13 protein-coding genes are annotated in these 18,627 nt (G+C 45.2%); 10 read left to right on the forward strand and 3 right to left on the reverse strand.

Features of this window, described 5'->3' with window-relative positions:
- The 9 genes from Xvie_RS13555 to rpoC form a co-directional block, all read left to right on the forward strand.
- The coding region (locus tag Xvie_RS13555) for an EF-Tu C-terminal domain-related protein (protein ID WP_479688387.1) at positions 1 to 166 on the forward strand (166 nt) is incomplete at its 5' end.
- 361 nt (positions 167 to 527) lie between these two features.
- Complete coding sequence (secE, locus tag Xvie_RS13560) at positions 528 to 911, forward strand: preprotein translocase subunit SecE (protein ID WP_086109841.1); 384 nt, start codon at positions 528 to 530, stop codon at positions 909 to 911.
- Between the two features lie 2 nt (positions 912 to 913).
- On the forward strand, positions 914 to 1,459 hold the full coding sequence (gene nusG / locus Xvie_RS13565; RefSeq protein WP_086109842.1) for a transcription termination/antitermination protein NusG: 546 nt from the start codon (positions 914 to 916) through the stop codon (positions 1,457 to 1,459).
- Positions 1,460 to 1,666: 207 nt separating this feature from the next.
- Positions 1,667 to 2,095, forward strand: coding sequence for a 50S ribosomal protein L11 (rplK, locus tag Xvie_RS13570; RefSeq protein ID WP_086109843.1), 429 nt, complete (start codon positions 1,667 to 1,669; stop codon positions 2,093 to 2,095).
- A 3-nt stretch (positions 2,096 to 2,098) separates the two neighbouring features.
- On the forward strand, positions 2,099 to 2,800 hold the full coding sequence (gene rplA / locus Xvie_RS13575) for a 50S ribosomal protein L1 (protein ID WP_086109844.1): 702 nt from the start codon (positions 2,099 to 2,101) through the stop codon (positions 2,798 to 2,800).
- 351 nt (positions 2,801 to 3,151) lie between these two features.
- Complete coding sequence (gene rplJ / locus Xvie_RS13580; protein WP_086109845.1) at positions 3,152 to 3,649, forward strand: 50S ribosomal protein L10; 498 nt, start codon at positions 3,152 to 3,154, stop codon at positions 3,647 to 3,649.
- Positions 3,650 to 3,712: 63 nt separating this feature from the next.
- Positions 3,713 to 4,078 carry a 50S ribosomal protein L7/L12 gene (gene rplL / locus Xvie_RS13585; RefSeq protein ID WP_086109846.1) on the forward strand — a complete coding sequence of 122 codons (366 nt, stop codon included), beginning with the start codon at positions 3,713 to 3,715 and terminating at the stop codon, positions 4,076 to 4,078.
- A 381-nt stretch (positions 4,079 to 4,459) separates the two neighbouring features.
- On the forward strand, positions 4,460 to 8,488 hold the full coding sequence (gene rpoB, locus Xvie_RS13590) for a DNA-directed RNA polymerase subunit beta (RefSeq protein WP_086109847.1): 4,029 nt from the start codon (positions 4,460 to 4,462) through the stop codon (positions 8,486 to 8,488).
- Positions 8,489 to 8,618: 130 nt separating this feature from the next.
- Complete coding sequence (rpoC, locus tag Xvie_RS13595) at positions 8,619 to 12,842, forward strand: DNA-directed RNA polymerase subunit beta' (protein ID WP_086109848.1); 4,224 nt, start codon at positions 8,619 to 8,621, stop codon at positions 12,840 to 12,842.
- Between the two features lie 689 nt (positions 12,843 to 13,531).
- Here rpoC and malM read toward each other — a convergent pair.
- The 3 genes from malM to malK are packed head-to-tail and all read right to left on the reverse strand — an operon-like array spanning position 13,532 to position 16,954.
- Complete coding sequence (gene malM, locus Xvie_RS13605; protein WP_086109850.1) at positions 13,532 to 14,533, reverse strand: maltose operon protein MalM; 1,002 nt, start codon at positions 14,531 to 14,533, stop codon at positions 13,532 to 13,534.
- Entirely contained in the window at positions 14,533 to 15,810 is a 1,278-nt protein-coding gene (locus Xvie_RS13610) for a maltoporin (RefSeq protein WP_086109851.1), read from the reverse strand. The genes malM and Xvie_RS13610 overlap by 1 nt, the downstream gene beginning before the upstream one ends.
- A gap of 34 nt (positions 15,811 to 15,844) precedes the next feature.
- Positions 15,845 to 16,954 (reverse strand): maltose/maltodextrin ABC transporter ATP-binding protein MalK, encoded by a 1,110-nt coding sequence (malK, locus tag Xvie_RS13615; RefSeq protein ID WP_086109852.1) that lies wholly within the window; start codon positions 16,952 to 16,954, stop codon positions 15,845 to 15,847.
- A 434-nt stretch (positions 16,955 to 17,388) separates the two neighbouring features.
- Between malK and malE the strand changes: the two genes are divergently transcribed.
- Complete coding sequence (gene malE, locus Xvie_RS13620) at positions 17,389 to 18,588, forward strand: maltose/maltodextrin ABC transporter substrate-binding protein MalE (protein ID WP_086109853.1); 1,200 nt, start codon at positions 17,389 to 17,391, stop codon at positions 18,586 to 18,588.
- The last annotated feature ends 39 nt before the right edge of the window (positions 18,589 to 18,627 follow it).

Below are 18,627 nucleotides of genomic sequence, written 5' to 3' on the forward strand. Positions count from 1 at the left end.
TACTATCGAACTGCCAGAAGGCGTAGAGATGGTCATGCCAGGTGACAACATCAACATGAAAGTTACCCTGATTGCTCCAATCGCAATGGACGACGGTCTACGTTTCGCAATCCGTGAAGGTGGCCGTACTGTAGGCGCTGGTGTTGTTGCTAAAGTGATCGCATAATCTTTTTAATGTGTTCATTTTGGAAGGGCATCGATAGATGCCCTTTTTATACGTTGTTTTAGGGCATTGTTTGATACGTTGTCTTAAGAAGAACCTATCTCATCAATATTTGCTCATAATTAGCCATTTAATGGCAGATAAATTGCTATTTGATTGCTATTCTTAATTATTGGTGAGATAGGCTCTGATACAACGGATGGACTTAAATATCATTAAGGTACAAAAGTCCTACTGAATTATGGCGCCGAGTCAGATACAATTACAATTATCTTTGGGTTCGGTCTGATTTGTTTTGCTCTTGCGAGGCAAGCTGGCTATCTATTTACATCATAGTTACTTACATATAGTTACAGGTTGGTTTATGAGTGCGAATAGCGATGCTCAAGAAAGCGGGCGTGGTCTTGATATAGCAAAATGGCTATTGGTAGCAGTGCTGCTGGTGGTTGCTATTGTGGGTAATTACTATTACCGAGAGTATAACCTGCCTCTGCGCGCGATAGCCGTGGTTGCTATTGTTGCCCTTGCAGGAGCAGTTGCATTGTGGACTGTCAAAGGTAAATCTGCATTAGCATTTGCCCGTGAAGCCCGCATTGAAATGCGTAAAGTCATTTGGCCAACTCGCCAGGAAACACTGCATACAACTCTGATTGTTGCAGCTGTGACGGCTGTCATGTCTCTTATTTTGTGGGGACTTGATGGTATTCTGGTGCGTTTAGTTTCATTTATTACAGGCCTGAGGTTTTAAAAATGTCTGAATCCCCAAAAAAGCGTTGGTATGTCATCCAGGCATTTTCTGGGTTTGAAAGTCGCGTCGCTCAATCTCTGCGTGAACATATTAAATTGCAAGAGATGGAAGATTTTTTTGGCGAAGTGATGGTGCCGACAGAAGAAGTTGTCGAGATCCGTAGTGGCCAGCGCCGTAAAAGCGAGCGTAAATTCTTCCCAGGCTATGTCTTGGTGCAGATGGCAATGAACGATGAAGCTTGGCATTTGGTTCGTAGTGTACCTCGTGTAATGGGTTTTATCGGTGGTACTTCTGACCGTCCGGCACCAATCAGCGATAAAGAAGTTGATGCGATCATGAATCGCCTTCAACAGGTTGGTGATAAGCCACGGCCAAAAACTCTGTTCGAACCAGGCGAAATGGTTCGAGTCAGCGATGGTCCGTTTGCAGACTTCAATGGTGTGGTGGAAGAAGTCGATTACGAGAAGAGCCGTTTAAAAGTATCGGTTTCTATCTTTGGTCGTGCGACACCAGTTGAGTTGGATTTCAGTCAGGTTGAGAAAGCCTGATCTGACGTTTGACGTTTAATTAAGCGGTTCAGCTTGCAAAGGGTGTGAAATTAGCATACAATTTCGCGCCTTTTGTTTTTATCTAGTTGGATGATGCTTTCTAGATAATCTAGGTAATATTTTAGCGGCTTGGTCTTTTTGACGGGGCCTAAATTGTCAGGGGAGCCTCATTTTGAGGCGATAATACCCACACAGAGGAAATAATAAATGGCTAAGAAAGTACAAGCCTACGTTAAGCTGCAAGTTGCAGCTGGTATGGCTAACCCAAGCCCACCAGTTGGTCCTGCTCTGGGTCAGCAGGGTGTTAACATCATGGAATTCTGTAAAGCATTCAATGCTAAAACTGAAAGCATTGAGAAAGGCTTGCCAATTCCAGTTGTTATTACTGTTTACGCAGACCGTTCTTTCACTTTCGTTACCAAGACTCCACCAGCGGCTGTTCTGCTGAAAAAAGCAGCAGGTATCAAATCTGGCTCCGGCAAACCGAACAAAGACAAAGTTGGTAAAGTAACCAGCGCTCAGGTTCGTGAAATTGCTGAAACTAAAGCTGCGGACATGACTGGTGCTGACGTTGACGCGATGATGCGTTCAATCGAAGGTACTGCTCGTTCCATGGGCCTGGTAGTGGAGGGTTAATCAATGGCTAAACTGACTAAGCGCATGCGCACTATTCGTGAAAAAGTTGATGCAACTAAACAATATGACATCAACGAAGCTGTTGTTCTGCTGAAAGAACTGGCTACTGCTAAGTTCGTAGAAAGCGTTGACGTAGCTGTTAATCTTGGCATTGATGCTCGTAAATCTGACCAGAACGTTCGTGGTGCAACTGTTCTGCCACACGGAACTGGTCGTTCAGTACGTGTTGCTGTATTTACTCAGGGTGCAAACGCTGAAGCGGCTAAAGCTGCTGGCGCTGAACTGGTAGGTATGGAAGATCTGGCTGAATTAGTTAAGAAAGGCGAGATGGACTTTGACGTAGTTATTGCATCTCCAGATGCAATGCGCGTTGTTGGCCAATTGGGCCAAATCCTGGGTCCACGTGGTCTGATGCCAAACCCGAAAGTTGGTACTGTAACTCCTAACGTTGCTGAAGCTGTACAGAACGCTAAAGCGGGTCAGGTTCGTTACCGTAACGACAAGAACGGTATCATCCACACCACTATCGGTAAAGTTGACTTCGAAGCTGACAAACTGAAAGAAAACCTGGAAGCTCTGCTGGTTGCCCTGAAAAAAGCTAAACCATCTTCTGCTAAAGGCGTTTACATCAAGAAAGTTAGCCTGTCTACCACTATGGGTGCAGGTGTTGCGATCGACCAGTCTGGCCTGAACGCATCAGTTTAATCATTTAAGCTGAGAATAACGCTTTACCTTAGCGTCAGAGTTGTCTAAAATCTGACGCTTCAAATTTGCCTGATAGTATGTTTTATGACACATAACCTTTGAAAAATAAGGCAATATCGGCAAATAACAAATTTTCGGTTGGAGCTTGGCCTGATCCAAGCCCCGTCCAAGACCGCAGGCGTAAGTACGTAGAAATAAATTACTTACTTAATATCCTGCGTAGACGGTGACAGAGCCAAATGAAATTCATTTTCTGGATTCTGCTCACCGTGTTTTAGCGCTCATGCACATTCCGTGCCTTGAGTGAAGTGAGTTCCGGGTTTTCCCGGTTAATCCAGGAGCAAGAAGCTAATGGCACTAAATCTTCAAGACAAACAAGCGATTGTTGCTGAAGTCAGCGAAGTAGCCAAAGGTGCGCTGTCTGCGGTTGTTGCGGATTCTCGCGGCGTTACCGTAGATAAAATGACTGAACTGCGTAAAGCATGCCGTGAAGCTGGAGTTAGCGTACGTGTTGTACGTAATACCCTGTTACGTCGTGCTGTTGAAGGTACTGAGTATGAGTGCCTGAAAGAAGCGTTTGTTGGTCCAACCTTGATTGCTTTCTCTTTTGAACATCCGGGCGCAGCTGCTCGTCTGTTCAAAGATTTCGCGAAAGCGAACCCAGCATTCGAGATTAAAGCGGCAGCCTTTGAAGGTGAGTTTATCCCAGGATCAAATATTGATCGCCTGGCAACACTCCCAACTTACGAAGAAGCAATCGCACGCCTGATGGCAACCATGAAAGAAGCCTCTGCAGGCAAATTGGTTCGCACTCTGGCTGCGCTACGCGATCAGAAAGAAGCAGCTTAATTGTCTATTTCCTTCGTTGCTTTTTAACGTATAAACTTTTTCTGAATTTTAGGAACACTTGTTATGTCTATCACTAAAGAACAAATTCTGGATGCAGTTGCAGAAATGTCTGTAATGGACGTTGTTGAACTGATCAGCATGATGGAAGAAAAATTCGGCGTTTCTGCTGCTGCAGCTGTAGCTGTAGTTGGTGGTGCTGCTGAAGCTGTTGAAGAACAAACTGAATTCGACGTCATCCTGACTGGCGTTGGCGCTAACAAAGTTGCTGTAATCAAAGCAGTACGTGGCGCAACTGGCCTGGGTCTGAAAGAAGCTAAAGATCTGGTTGAAAGCGCACCAGCAGCTCTGAAAGAAGGCATCAGCAAAGACGACGCTGAAGCTCTGAAAAAATCTCTGGAAGAAGCTGGTGCTTCTGTTGAGATCAAGTAAGATCTGTTTGAAGTTCGCAGCCTGATTTTTTAAGGCTGGCGGCTGGCGATTTTTAATCGCCAGCCTTTTTGCGCTGTAAGGGTATTGTCTAACAGTCATATTACCTGACAGGCATTATGTTGGGAGTTAGTAGCGTTTCACACTGTTTGGCTACTAATGAACCCAGAATACTTCTTCCTATTGACGCCTTAATATACTGTGTTCTCAGCTACTATCCACTCGGGTAGCTCGGTAGTAAGGTAACGCAATGAAATGATTTAAGAGTAATAGTAATGAGTATTACGGAAAATATTCTATTTTCTGTCCGAAAAAATAGTGTTGTAGAGTGCTGTCCTTAAGGGCGGACAGAGTGGGTCACTTATCAGCGAGCTGAGGAACCCTATGGTTTACTCCTATACCGAGAAAAAACGTATTCGTAAGGATTTTGGTAAACGTCCACAAGTTTTGGATGTTCCATACCTTCTTTCTATCCAACTTGACTCGTTCCAGAAGTTTACCGAGCAAGATCCTGAAGGCCAGAATGGACTGGAAGCGGCCTTCCGTTCAGTGTTTCCAATTCAGAGCTACAACGGCAATTCTGAGCTGCAATATGTAAGCTACCGTCTTGGCGAACCTGTTTTTGATGTTAAAGAGTGTCAGATTCGTGGAGTAACATACTCCGCACCGCTGCGCGTTAAGCTGCGTCTGGTGATCTATGAGCGCGAAGCGCCAGAAGGCACGGTCAAAGACATCAAAGAACAAGAAGTCTACATGGGTGAGATTCCACTCATGACCGATAACGGGACTTTTGTTATCAATGGTACTGAGCGCGTTATCGTATCTCAGTTGCATCGTAGCCCAGGCGTTTTCTTTGACAGCGATAAGGGTAAAACCCATTCATCCGGTAAGGTACTGTATAATGCACGTATCATCCCTTACCGTGGTTCATGGTTAGATTTCGAGTTTGATCCAAAAGATAACCTGTTTGTGCGTATCGACCGCCGCCGTAAGCTGCCGGCTTCGATTATTTTGCGCGCGATGGATTATTCCACCGAAGACATTCTGAATCTGTTCTTTAACAAAACAGTATTCGAAATTCGCGATAATAAATTGCAGATGGCTTTGGTTCCAGAACGTCTGCGTGGCGAGACTGCTTCATTTGATATCGAAGCAAACGGTAAGATCTATGTTGAGAAAAGCCGCCGTATTACCGCTCGTCATATCCGCCAGTTAGAAAAAGATCAGGTAGACCGTATTGAGGTACCTGTTGAATATATCGCGGGTAAAGTTGCAGCAAAAGATTATATCGACCAGAACACAGGTGAAATCATCTGTGCTGCTAACATGGAGCTCTCTTTGGATCTGCTGGCACGTTTGAGTCAGTCTGGTCACAAATCTATCGAGACCCTGTTTACCAATGATCTGGACCACGGTGCTTACATTTCTGAAACTCTGCGTGTTGACTCGACCAAAGATCGCTCGAACGCATTGGTTGAAATCTATCGCATGATGCGCCCGGGTGAACCACCAACACGTGAAGCGGCAGAAAACCTGTTTGAGAATCTGTTCTTCTCTGAAGACCGTTATGATTTGTCTGCGGTTGGCCGCATGAAGTTCAACCGTTCGCTAGATCGTGAAGAGATTGAAGGTTCCGGTATCCTGAGCAAAGAAGACATCATTGATGTAATGAAGAAGCTCATCGATATCCGTAACGGTAAAGGTGAAATCGATGATATCGATCACCTCGGCAACCGTCGTATCCGTTCCGTTGGTGAAATGGCTGAAAACCAATTCCGCGTCGGTTTGGTTCGTGTAGAACGTGCAGTGAAAGAACGTTTGTCTTTGGGCGATCTGGATACTCTGATGCCTCAGGACATGATTAACGCTAAGCCAATTTCTGCGGCGGTGAAAGAGTTCTTTGGTTCCAGCCAGCTGTCCCAGTTCATGGATCAAAATAACCCACTGTCTGAAATTACCCATAAACGCCGTATTTCTGCGTTGGGTCCAGGTGGTCTGACCCGTGAGCGTGCTGGCTTTGAAGTTCGAGACGTACACCCAACTCATTATGGTCGTGTATGTCCAATCGAAACGCCTGAAGGTCCAAACATCGGTCTGATTAACTCATTGTCCGTTTATGCGCGCACTAATGAGTATGGTTTCCTTGAAACGCCTTATCGCTTGGTTCGTGATGGTGTAGTGACTGATGAAATTCACTACCTGTCGGCGATCGAAGAAGGTAACTACGTTATTGCACAGGCAAACACCGTATTGGATGAAGAAGGCCACTTCGTTGAAGAATTGGTAACTTGCCGTCATTACGATGAATCCAGCTTGTTCAACCGTGATCAGGTTCAGTACATGGACGTTTCGACACAACAGATCGTGTCCGTCGGTGCTTCTCTGATCCCATTCCTTGAACACGATGACGCCAACCGTGCATTGATGGGTGCAAACATGCAACGTCAGGCGGTTCCAACTCTGCGTGCTGATAAGCCGCTGGTCGGAACAGGCATGGAACGTGCGGTAGCGGTTGACTCCGGTGTAACCTCTGTTGCTAAACGTGGCGGTATGGTTCAGTACGTTGACGCATCCCGTATCGTAATCAAGGTTAACGAAGATGAAATGTGCGCTGGTGAAGCGGGTATTGACATCTATAGCCTGACCAAATATACCCGTTCAAACCAAAACACCTGCATCAACCAGATGCCATGTGTTTCTCTGGGCGAACAGGTAGAACGTGGTGACGTACTGGCTGACGGCCCATCCACCGATTTGGGTGAGTTGGCATTGGGTCAGAACATGCGCGTGGCGTTCATGCCATGGAATGGTTATAACTTCGAGGACTCCATCCTCGTATCTGAACGTGTTGTTCAGGAAGACCGTTTCACCACCATTCACATTCAAGAGCTGGCTTGTGTGTCTCGTGACACCAAACTGGGGCCTGAAGAGATTACTGCTGATATCCCTAATGTGGGTGAAGCTGCGCTGTCTAAACTGGACGAATCCGGTATCGTTTATATCGGTGCGGAAGTGAAAGGTGGCGATATTCTGGTTGGTAAAGTGACACCGAAAGGTGAAACTCAGCTGACGCCAGAAGAAAAACTGTTGCGTGCAATCTTCGGTGAGAAAGCGTCTGATGTGAAAGATTCCTCACTGCGCGTACCAAACGGTGTTTCTGGTACTGTTATCGACGTACAAGTCTTTACTCGTGATGGTGTAGAGAAAGACAAACGTGCGTTAGAAATCGAAGAGATGCAGTTACGTGAGGCTAAGAAAGACCTGACAGAAGAACTGCGAATTTTCGAAGCTGGCCTGTTTGCTCGTATCCACTCTGTACTGGTTGCCGGTGGTGTTGAAGCAGAAAAACTCGCTAAACTTCCTCGTGAGCGTTGGTTGGAACTGGGTCTGGCTGATGAAGAAAAACAGAATCAGCTGGAACAGCTTGCTGAACAGTATGACGAACTGAAAGCTGAGTTCGAGAAAAAACTGGATGCTAAGCGCCGTAAGATTACACAAGGTGACGATCTGGCACCTGGCGTGCTGAAAATTGTCAAAGTGTATCTGGCTGTGAAACGTCAGATCCAGCCTGGTGACAAAATGGCAGGTCGTCACGGTAACAAGGGTGTTATCTCCAAGATCAACCCGATCGAAGACATGCCTTACGATGAAAACGGTACACCTGTGGATATCGTACTGAACCCGCTGGGCGTACCATCACGTATGAACATCGGTCAGATTCTGGAAACTCACTTGGGTATGGCGGCGAAAGGCATTGGTGACAAGATCAATGCAATGCTGAAACAGCAGCAAGAAGTTGCCAAACTGCGTGAATTTATCCAGAAAGCTTATGACCTGGGTGATGATACCCGTCAGAAAGTTGACTTGAACACCTTCAGCGACGAAGAAGTAATGCGTCTGGCAGAAAACCTGAGAAAAGGTATGCCAATCGCAACACCAGTCTTTGACGGTGCAAAAGAAACGGAAATCAAAGAGCTGTTGAAATTGGGTGGTTTGCCGACTTCCGGTCAGATCACTTTGTTCGATGGTCGTACAGGTGAACAATTCGAACGTCAAGTAACCGTTGGTTACATGTACATGCTGAAATTGAACCACTTGGTTGATGACAAGATGCACGCCCGTTCTACCGGCTCTTATAGCCTGGTTACTCAGCAGCCGCTGGGTGGTAAGGCACAGTTCGGTGGACAGCGCTTCGGTGAGATGGAAGTGTGGGCATTGGAAGCGTATGGTGCGGCGTATACCTTGCAAGAAATGCTCACAGTTAAATCCGACGATGTTAACGGTAGAACCAAGATGTATAAAAACATCGTGGATGGTAACCACCAGATGGAACCAGGCATGCCGGAATCTTTCAACGTATTGCTGAAAGAAATCCGTTCGTTGGGTATCAACATCGAGCTGGAAGACGAATAAATTGTTTTCCCGCTGGTACTGTCCGGCATGAAAATGCCGGGCGGTTTACCAGCCAGTGGTTATACTGGTTATAGAGGGGAGTGGCACGGGCCACTCACCTAACAGGTCTAACTCCGACAGGAGCCATTTCGTGAAAGACTTATTAAAGTTTCTGAAAGCGCAAACTAAGACCGAAGAGTTTGATGCGATCAAAATTGCTCTGGCCTCTCCAGATATGATCCGTTCGTGGTCATTCGGGGAAGTAAAAAAGCCAGAAACTATTAACTACCGTACGTTCAAGCCTGAGCGTGACGGCCTTTTCTGTGCGCGTATTTTCGGGCCAGTAAAAGATTACGAATGTTTGTGTGGTAAATACAAGCGTTTAAAACACCGTGGTGTGATTTGTGAGAAGTGTGGCGTTGAAGTAACCCAAACCAAAGTTCGTCGTGAACGTATGGGCCACATCGAGCTGGCATCCCCAACCGCTCACATTTGGTTCCTGAAATCTCTGCCATCCCGCATCGGTTTGTTGCTGGATATGCCTCTGCGCGATATTGAACGTGTACTGTACTTCGAATCTTATGTAGTTATCGAAGGCGGTATGACTAACCTTGAGCGTGGACAAATCCTGAATGAAGAAGACTATCTGAATTCATTGGAAGAGTTCGGTGATGAATTTGACGCAAAAATGGGTGCAGAAGCGATCCAGGCTTTGCTGAAAAACATCGAATTGGAAAACGAATGTGAAACCTTGCGTGAAGAGCTGAACGAAACTAACTCTGAAACCAAGCGCAAGAAGCTGACCAAGCGTATTAAACTGCTGGAAGCCTTCATTCAGTCTGGTAACAAGCCAGAGTGGATGGTTCTGACCGTTCTGCCAGTTCTGCCACCGGATTTGCGCCCACTGGTTCCGCTTGATGGTGGTCGTTTCGCAACATCAGACCTGAATGATCTGTATCGTCGTGTTATTAACCGTAACAATCGTCTGAAACGTCTGCTGGATCTGGCTGCGCCGGATATCATCGTACGTAATGAAAAACGTATGTTGCAGGAAGCGGTTGATGCACTGTTGGACAACGGCCGTCGCGGTCGTGCGATTACCGGTTCCAATAAGCGCCCTCTGAAATCCTTGGCAGATATGATCAAGGGTAAACAGGGTCGCTTCCGTCAGAACCTGCTGGGTAAACGTGTTGATTACTCAGGCCGTTCTGTAATTACCGTAGGTCCATACCTGCGCCTGCATCAGTGTGGTCTTCCTAAGAAGATGGCACTGGAGCTATTCAAACCATTCATTTACGGCAAGTTGGAACTGCGTGGTCTGGCGACGACCATCAAAGCAGCCAAGAAAATGGTTGAGCGTGAAGAAGCCGTTGTATGGGATATTTTGGATGAAGTCATCCGTGAGCACCCAGTTCTGCTGAACCGTGCACCAACTCTTCACCGTTTGGGTATTCAGGCATTTGAACCGGTACTGATCGAAGGTAAAGCTATCCAGTTGCACCCATTAGTGTGTGCGGCTTATAACGCCGACTTCGATGGTGACCAGATGGCTGTTCACGTACCGTTGACACTGGAAGCCCAGTTGGAAGCGCGTGCGTTGATGATGTCTACCAACAACATCCTGTCTCCAGCGAGTGGTGAACCAATCATCGTTCCATCTCAGGACGTTGTATTGGGTCTGTACTACATGACTCGTGACTGTGTTAACGCGAAAGGCGAAGGCATGGTTCTGAGCGGTCCTAAAGAAGCAGAGCGTGTTTACCGCGCAGGTCTGGCTTCTTTGCACGCTCGTGTCAAAGTTCGTATCACTGAAGAAGTGAAAGACGGTGAAGGCAATGTTACTGTCAATACAGGTCTGGTTGATACGACTATCGGTCGTGCCATCCTGTGGATGATTATACCGAAAGGTCTGCCATATTCACTGATAAACCAGGCGCTGGGTAAAAAAGCAATTTCCAGAATGCTGAACACCTGTTACCGCATACTGGGCCTGAAACCAACCGTTATCTTAGCTGACCAGACCATGTACACCGGTTTTGCTTACGCTGCCCGTTCCGGGGTTTCCGTAGGTATTGACGACATGGTAATTCCTGAGAAGAAAGAAGGCATCATCGCAGAAGCAGAAGCAGAAGTGGCCGAAATTCAGGAACAATTCCAGTCAGGTCTGGTAACTGCTGGTGAACGCTATAACAAAGTTATCGATATCTGGGCTGCGGCGAACGAACGTGTTGCTAAGGCGATGATGGAAAACCTGTCTACCGAAACTGTTATTAACCGTAACGGCGAAGAAGAGCAGCAGGTTTCTTTCAATAACATCTTTATGATGGCTGACTCAGGTGCGCGTGGTTCTGCTGCTCAGATCCGTCAGTTGGCGGGTATGCGTGGTCTGATGGCAACGCCAGATGGTTCCATCATCGAAACCCCAATTACCGCGAACTTCCGCGAAGGTCTGAACGTACTCCAGTACTTCATCTCAACCCACGGTGCTCGTAAAGGTCTTGCAGATACCGCATTGAAAACCGCGAACTCAGGTTACCTGACTCGTCGTCTGGTTGACGTTGCCCAAGACTTGGTAGTAACAGAAGATGACTGTGGTACTCACGACGGTATCCTGATGACTCCGGTTATCGAAGGTGGTGACGTTAAAGAACCACTGCGTGAACGCGTATTGGGTCGTGTGACGGCTGAAGACGTTCTGAAACCAAGCACAGCAGACATTCTAGTTTCACGTAATACTCTGCTGAACGAAAAATGGTGTGATCTGTTAGAAGAAAACTCCGTTGACAGCGTGAAAGTACGTTCCGTAGTAAGCTGTGAAACTGACTTCGGTGTTTGTGCTAAGTGTTACGGACGTGACCTTGCTCGTGGTCACCTGATCAACAAAGGTGAAGCTGTTGGTGTTATCGCAGCACAATCAATCGGTGAGCCAGGTACACAGCTGACGATGCGTACGTTCCACATCGGTGGTGCGGCATCTCGTGCGGCAGCAGAATCCAGTATTCAGGTACGTAACAAAGGTCATCTGAAACTGAGCAACGCGAAATTCGTGACGAATTCAGCAGGCAAACTGGTTATTACTTCTCGTAACACCGAATTGCGCCTGATCGATGACTTCGGTCGTACCAAAGAGAGCTATAAAGTACCTTACGGCTCGGTATTGACTAAAGGTGATGGTGAGAACGTAACTGGCGGTGAAACTGTTGCTAACTGGGATCCACATACCATGCCAGTCGTGAGTGAGGTCTCCGGTATTATCCAGTTCTCTGACATGGTTGATGGTCAAACCATTATCCGTCAGACGGATGAATTGACCGGCCTGTCTTCACTGGTAGTTCTGGATAGCGCAGAGCGTACTGGTAGCGGTAAAGACCTGCGTCCAGCACTGAAAATCGTAGATGCTCAAGGTAACGATGTTCTGATCCCAGGTACTGATATGCCTGCCCAGTACTTCCTGCCGGGTAAAGCGATTGTTCAGCTGGAAGATGGTATATCCATCTCTGCTGGTGATACATTGGCGCGTATTCCTCAGGAATCTGGCGGTACTAAAGATATCACCGGTGGTCTGCCACGTGTTGCGGACCTGTTCGAAGCTCGTCGTCCGAAAGAGCCTGCTATCTTGGCAGAAATCAGCGGTATTGTTTCCTTCGGTAAAGAGACCAAAGGTAAGCGCCGTTTGGTGATCAGCCCATTGGATGGCGGTGATGCTTACGAAGAGATGATCCCTAAATGGCGTCAGCTCAACGTGTTCGAAGGTGAGGTTGTTGAACGTGGTGATGTGATCTCCGATGGTCCAGAATCTCCACATGACATTCTGCGTCTGCGTGGTGTTCACGCGGTTGCTCGTTACATCACTAACGAAGTACAGGAAGTTTACCGTCTGCAAGGCGTTAAGATTAACGATAAACACATTGAAGTTATCGTTCGTCAGATGCTGCGTAAAGCAACTATCTCGAGTGCGGGTAGTTCTGAATTCCTTGAAGGTGAGCAGGTTGAATACGCACGTGTTAAAGTTGCGAACCGTAAACTGGAGCAGGATGGTAAAGTAGCAGCTATCTTCCATCGTGATCTGTTGGGTATCACCAAGGCATCATTGGCAACAGAATCCTTTATCTCTGCGGCGTCTTTCCAGGAAACAACCCGCGTACTGACTGAGGCAGCTGTTGCAGGTAAACGTGATGAACTGCGTGGCCTGAAAGAAAACGTCATCGTTGGTCGTCTGATCCCTGCGGGTACAGGTTATGCTTACCATCAGGCTCGCATCCGTCGTCGTCACGAAAGCGACGTGGTTGAAGCACCACAAGTTAGTGTTGATGAAGCCACTGCAAACCTTGCTGAATTGTTGAATGCAGGTTTTGGTAGCAGTAATAACGAATAATATCGTAGTAAGTAGCATACTTTATACGTATAGTTAATCGTAAAATGCCCTCTCTTTGTAGAGGGCATTTTTTTATCGGATGGAAAATATTTTGTCGCCGGAGATACTCCAAAAATTAATAAAATCCATCTCATTGTGATACGCTTTATTTTTCCTTTGATTTCTTCCTATGATATGTTTTGCTGTGAATGATGTTGAGATAAAAATATCTCTTATGAGAGAAGAGTATTCAATCGTATTTATATTAACAAATAGCGCTTAAGAGAATAATATTAGCAATTTATATAGGGTTATAGTGATGGATATATTGGCAGGCTTCTTTTTGACGATATTTGAAATATTTTATAAAATCATAAAATATACTCTCAAGTTTTTAGCTTGGATATTTAAGATTTCAGTTAAAAATATCACCATTTCGTTACTTTCTATAAGTATTTTATTCCTTATTATATTTTCAGCAGTAATGACGAGGTTTTTGTTAAATATATTATTATTATCAATATTAGTTTGTTTTATTTATAAATTTCGAGGGAGGATAAAAAATTATCTTAATAAAAAAGGGATTATGGATTATTTTAAATAAGTATACTAATAGTAATGCATGTAATGAGATGTTGTCAGGAAAGATAGGGCTATAGCCTGTAAAGTTTCAAAACTAAACATAACTATAACCCTTTAATAATTGAAAATTATTTCTTACTTTTTATCGTTTTGATAAAAATTCCCCGTGCAGTTGGTGAACCAAGGTGCTCTGCTTCATCCAATAGTTTCAATGCCTTATCTATATCGCCATGACTAATGGCTTCCTTGATGGCGTCATTGAAATATTGTTCGGTATCGTTCAGTACAGGTTTAACTGTAGACGACGTGCTGGAATGAGATATAGCAGTAGGCGCTGTTATTACAGGTGCAGATATTACTTGTGTAGAACCGACCGTGGCTGGTTTTGGCGTAGGTGCAGAAAATACCTGACCAATCATAATATTGCCTGCATCACGTTCTGATTTTACTGTTAGCGTTAATGTTCCTGTTTCTGTATGACGTGCGATTGGATCTGGAATATTTGGTATAGAATTACCTACTCCTTCAGCATAAGCCTTCGCAGGATCGATTATTTGTGTTGAAGCTTGTAAATCAGAATGGGTGGTATAAATCAGCAAATAAATTCGCTGTTGCCCCAATGCAGGTGTTAGCTTTAATACACCTTCAAGCCTATCAGTGGACATAATGCCCGGTTGTTGATAACGAAAATAGTGACTAGGATAAAAGGCTGCAGGATGGAGTTGTTCATCAAATACTAAAACATTCGGGGAGAATACTTGCTTATCTTTTATCAGGCTGTTCAGAGTGATTTCCAATGAGCCTTGATTGGCAGGTAAAGCAAATGCAGCTATCGCCCCGCGAATATTTCCATCATTAAGCTGCTGTGACGTGCGATTAAGAATAATGCTCTGTGTGCCATGAGTATTAAGTGGCTGCCACTGTAATTTTTGCAAAGCCGACAGGGACAAAGTTGGCGTTGTAGCGTTGGCTGTTTCTATGCTAGATCCGCTAGATCCCGCTTTATGGGTTATTGTGATATCGGATGCCATTGTATCAGACCGTGCTACATCTGATGCGGCATAACTCACAGCAGGCATCATGTTGCAGAGTAGAGCACTGAGACAAAGTGAGAGTAATTTCTTTTTCATTACCACCAAGCCTCAAATTGGGCACCAAACGTAAACTCATCATTGTTCCCACGACTGAATCGATGTGCTGGTGTATCACGGTAAGCTACACCACTGGCGTAACCAGAGTTGTCACCAGCATAGCCCCATTTTTCATTCCATTTGGTATAAGTAGCGAATAAACGAATGGCAGGGCGCGACCAGATGCTGTCGCCAGCTTGCCACTGTTGTGCCAGAGTGATCTTGTACTGATTGTTGTTTGCCTTGGTGCGCTGAGATTTGACATTGTCATAACCCACTTCCATCAGGGTACTCATTACGGGTGTCCATTTGTACATTGGGCGAATACCTACGGTGTACCATGTATTGCCGTTGTTATTGTCGCGGTCAATGTTTTGATACATGGCGACATACATAAGATCCCATTTTTTTGCGAGGTTGATCGCACCATGATTCATAACTCGCAGCATATGCCCGTTGTTGTCTACATTAGCCCCTTCGGAACGACCATTATTGTTAGAGATCATTGCGTCAGTTGCGTACTGCAAGACAAATTTGTTGAAACCACCTAACATACTTTGAGTATGTTCGGCAGTCAGCATCACACCATCTTTGGATGCCTTGTTATCAAGCTGATATCCCTTGCGCGCATTAGCACGTCCATAATCAATGCCCAATTCCAATGTGCCGCCAGCATTGACAGGTAAGTTTGCCAGTCGTATATCAAAAACATCATTTGAGGTCGGGGTTTCATTTTCTTTGCCGGCGATCCAACCAAGAGAGCCACCGGATTCTGTATTACGGGTTACGGCGAGAGACAGTTTGCCAAAACCGAGATCAATATCTTCTAAGCCTGCACCGGGGCCGGAAATATCCCAGTAATAGAAATCGATCATATGTATGTCGTGACGCTGATAGAAGCGCTTACCAGCCCACAGTGTTGAGCCGGGCAACCAATCAATGATATTGGTTGCTTTTACATTTGCTTCACGTAAAGCGGGATTGGTGGCTTCCCAATCTTTTTCCTGACTGACGGAATAGGCTAAATTGGTATCAAAATAGAAACGTTTGTTCCCATCTTTCCATAATTCTTGCCCTAGTTTAAGTTCAGCATAGGTTTCACATTCGTTGCCGAGGCGGTATTTACTCGGTGCCCCAGTGGCTTTAGAACACTTTTGATCACCACCACTACCTGTCCAGCCAATGCCTGAACGGGCATAGCCGTGGAAGTCAACAGCAATAGCCTGCATGGATAATAAACTAGTTAGCATAGCCAATGAGAGAGACAATATACGCATAATGATTCTCCTGTTATTTTTTATGGCCGCGGATTTAGACTCCGGGTTCTTTATGTAAACGCTGACATGCGGTTCCATCTTCGCGGAAAAGATGGCATCGGTGAGGAGCTAATCCGATAGTGAAATCAGCCCCTTCTTTTACGAGAACGATATCAGGTTGGCGGTAAACCAGATTTTGATGAATGGCAGGTATGCGGATGTGGATCTGGGTTTCATTCCCCAGTTGTTCCACGATCTGTACTGTCCCCTCTAACGTAACATCAGCGACATCATTAGGCAAAAGGTGTTCGGGGCGAATTCCCAACGATACATTACTACCGATAGTTAACCCCTTACTTTCAACGGGTAACCAAACAGGCTGTCCGTTAGGCAGAATAATTTGTACTTGATCGACGGCAATCGCTGAGACTTTGACTGGCAGGAAATTCATTTTCGGTGAACCGATGAAACCTGCGACAAAGCGGTTGGCAGGGTAATGATAAATTTCAAGGGGCTTACCAACCTGAGCAATATTGCCTCCATCGAGTACAACAATCTTATCTGCCAGCGTCATGGCTTCAGTTTGATCATGGGTTACATAGATCATTGTACGTTGCAATCGCTTGTGTAAACGTGAAATCTCAATTCTCATCTGCACACGCAAAGCTGCATCCAGATTGGAAAGAGGCTCATCAAGCAGAAAGATATTGGGTTCAGCAACAAGAGTTCGACCAATAGCGACCCGTTGGCGTTGACCGCCGGAAAGTGCCTTGGGGCGGCGATCCAGTAGATGGGCAAGCTGAAGGGTTTCTGCAACTTGTTGTACTCGCTTTTGGATATCATTTTTTTTGATACCCGCCAGTTTCATGCCGAATGACATATTGTCTGCAACAGAGAGGTGGGGATATAGCGCATAAGATTGAAAAACCATGCCGATACTGCGTTTGGCTGGTGGGACATCATTCATTCGTTTTCCATTTATCAGCAAATCACCTGATGTGATGTCTTCCAATCCCGCTATCATTCTCAGCAACGTCGATTTTCCACATCCTGACGGGCCGACAAATACGACGAATTCTCCTTCCCGAATATCAAGATTCAGATCTTTGGAGATAACGGTTTCACCATATGCTTTAGATACATTGTGGAACGTGACGCTAGACATTTATTCCCTCCCTCGGATTTGCCACCTCAGTTTTCTGTTTGTTTCCTATTCGTCTTCGTTTCTTAGTTTGTCGTAGCGAGAAACTTAGTGAAAAACTGATGGCAGGATTGTGTATAAAATAACAGGCGTAAGAATCCTCCATCTTAGAATTTTTGATGGTGGAGGAGCTAGGAGGACGAGCTTAATGTGATTGAGAGAGGAAGGAGAAAATTGACAAGTAAGATGTGACTTAAATCTCAAAAAAGTATGCAGGCTTAGTATTAACATTCTGATTTTAATTGTTTTTGTAAGCTAGTTCACACTCGTGCAGCATGAGGCGTAGAGCAAGGGATGATGAGTCTTTTTTACATTAATTGCACACTGATGCCATTTTATCGCGATGTAAGATGTAATAAAGATATTTATCTTGAACTATCAAATAAAAAGGCGGAATGATGACCAGAAAAATTTTAAAAGCGGGGACTCGCACCCTGATGCTTTCCGTTTTAACAACATGTGTATTGTCTGCCTCAGCCTTCGCGAAGCTGGAAGAAGGCAAGTTAGTAATTTGGATCAATGGTGATAAAGGTTATGACGGGTTGGCACAGGTCGGTGAAAAATTTGCAAAAGAAACGGGAATTCCTGTCACTGTTGAACATCCTGATAAAGTGGAAGAGAAATATACCCAGATTGCGGCCAGTGGAGATGGGCCGGATATTATTTTCTGGGCACATGATCGCTTTGGTGGTTATGCTCAATCAGGGTTAGTTGCTGAAATCACGCCTGATAAATCGTTTATTGATAAGCTATTCCCCTTTACATGGGATGCCGTTCGTTATGACGGAAAATTGGTAGGATACCCTGTTGCAGTTGAAGCACTTTCTCTTATCTACAATAAAGACTTAATTAAATCCCCACCTAAAACTTGGGAAGAAATCCCTGCCTTGGATAATGAACTGAAAAAGCAAAATAAAAGCGCAATCATGTTCAATTTGCAGGAACCGTATTTCACTTGGCCGCTGATTTCTGCTGATGGCGGATATGCCTTCAAGGCAGAAAACGGTACTTATAATGTTAAAGACATCGGAGTGAATAATGCAGGCTCTAAAGCGGGAATGAAATTTCTGGTTGATTTAGTTAAAAATAAACATCTCAATGCGGATATTGACTATTCCATTGCCGAAGCTGCCTTCAATAAAGGCAAAACAGCAATGACGATTAACGGCCCTTGGGCCTGGTCGAATATAGATAAAAGCAAAATTAATTATGGTGTTACTTTATTGCCAACGTTCAAAGAAAATCCCTCTAAGCCCTTTGTTGGCATTTTAACTGCGGGAATTAATGCGGCCAGCCCTAATAAAGAGTTAGCGAAGGAGTTTTTGGAAAATTACCTGTTGACTAATGAAGGATTGGCAATGATGGATAAAGATAAGCCGTTGGGAGCAGTGGCTTTGAAATCCTATCAGGATATCCTCGCGAAAGATCCACGTATTGCTGCGACGATGGAAAACGCTCAAAAAGGTGAAATTATGCCGAATATTTCCCAAATGAGTAGCTTTTGGTATGCAATGCGTAGCGCTGTTCTAAATACAGTCAGCGGACGTCAGGCGGTAGATGCCGCTCTTGATGATGCTAAAGCGAGAATAACAAAATAAACGAATGACAGGCTCCTGATTAGTCAGGAGCTTTAGCGC

It is taken from the genome of Xenorhabdus vietnamensis (genome assembly GCF_002127535.1).
GTDB classification, from domain to species: Bacteria; Pseudomonadota; Gammaproteobacteria; order Enterobacterales; family Enterobacteriaceae; genus Xenorhabdus; species Xenorhabdus vietnamensis.

Coding starts and splice junctions, on each gene's coding strand:
- secE (WP_086109841.1), top strand. CDS start 528: ATGAGTGCGAATAGCGATGCTCAAGAAAGCGGGCGTGGTCTTGATATA.
- nusG (WP_086109842.1), top strand. CDS start 914: ATGTCTGAATCCCCAAAAAAGCGTTGGTATGTCATCCAGGCATTTTCT.
- rplK (WP_086109843.1), top strand. CDS start 1,667: ATGGCTAAGAAAGTACAAGCCTACGTTAAGCTGCAAGTTGCAGCTGGT.
- rplA (WP_086109844.1), top strand. CDS start 2,099: ATGGCTAAACTGACTAAGCGCATGCGCACTATTCGTGAAAAAGTTGAT.
- rplJ (WP_086109845.1), top strand. CDS start 3,152: ATGGCACTAAATCTTCAAGACAAACAAGCGATTGTTGCTGAAGTCAGC.
- rplL (WP_086109846.1), top strand. CDS start 3,713: ATGTCTATCACTAAAGAACAAATTCTGGATGCAGTTGCAGAAATGTCT.
- rpoB (WP_086109847.1), top strand. CDS start 4,460: ATGGTTTACTCCTATACCGAGAAAAAACGTATTCGTAAGGATTTTGGT.
- malM (WP_086109850.1), bottom strand. CDS start 14,533: ATGAAAAAGAAATTACTCTCACTTTGTCTCAGTGCTCTACTCTGCAAC.
- Xvie_RS13610 (WP_086109851.1), bottom strand. CDS start 15,810: ATGCGTATATTGTCTCTCTCATTGGCTATGCTAACTAGTTTATTATCC.
- malK (WP_086109852.1), bottom strand. CDS start 16,954: ATGTCTAGCGTCACGTTCCACAATGTATCTAAAGCATATGGTGAAACC.
- malE (WP_086109853.1), top strand. CDS start 17,389: ATGACCAGAAAAATTTTAAAAGCGGGGACTCGCACCCTGATGCTTTCC.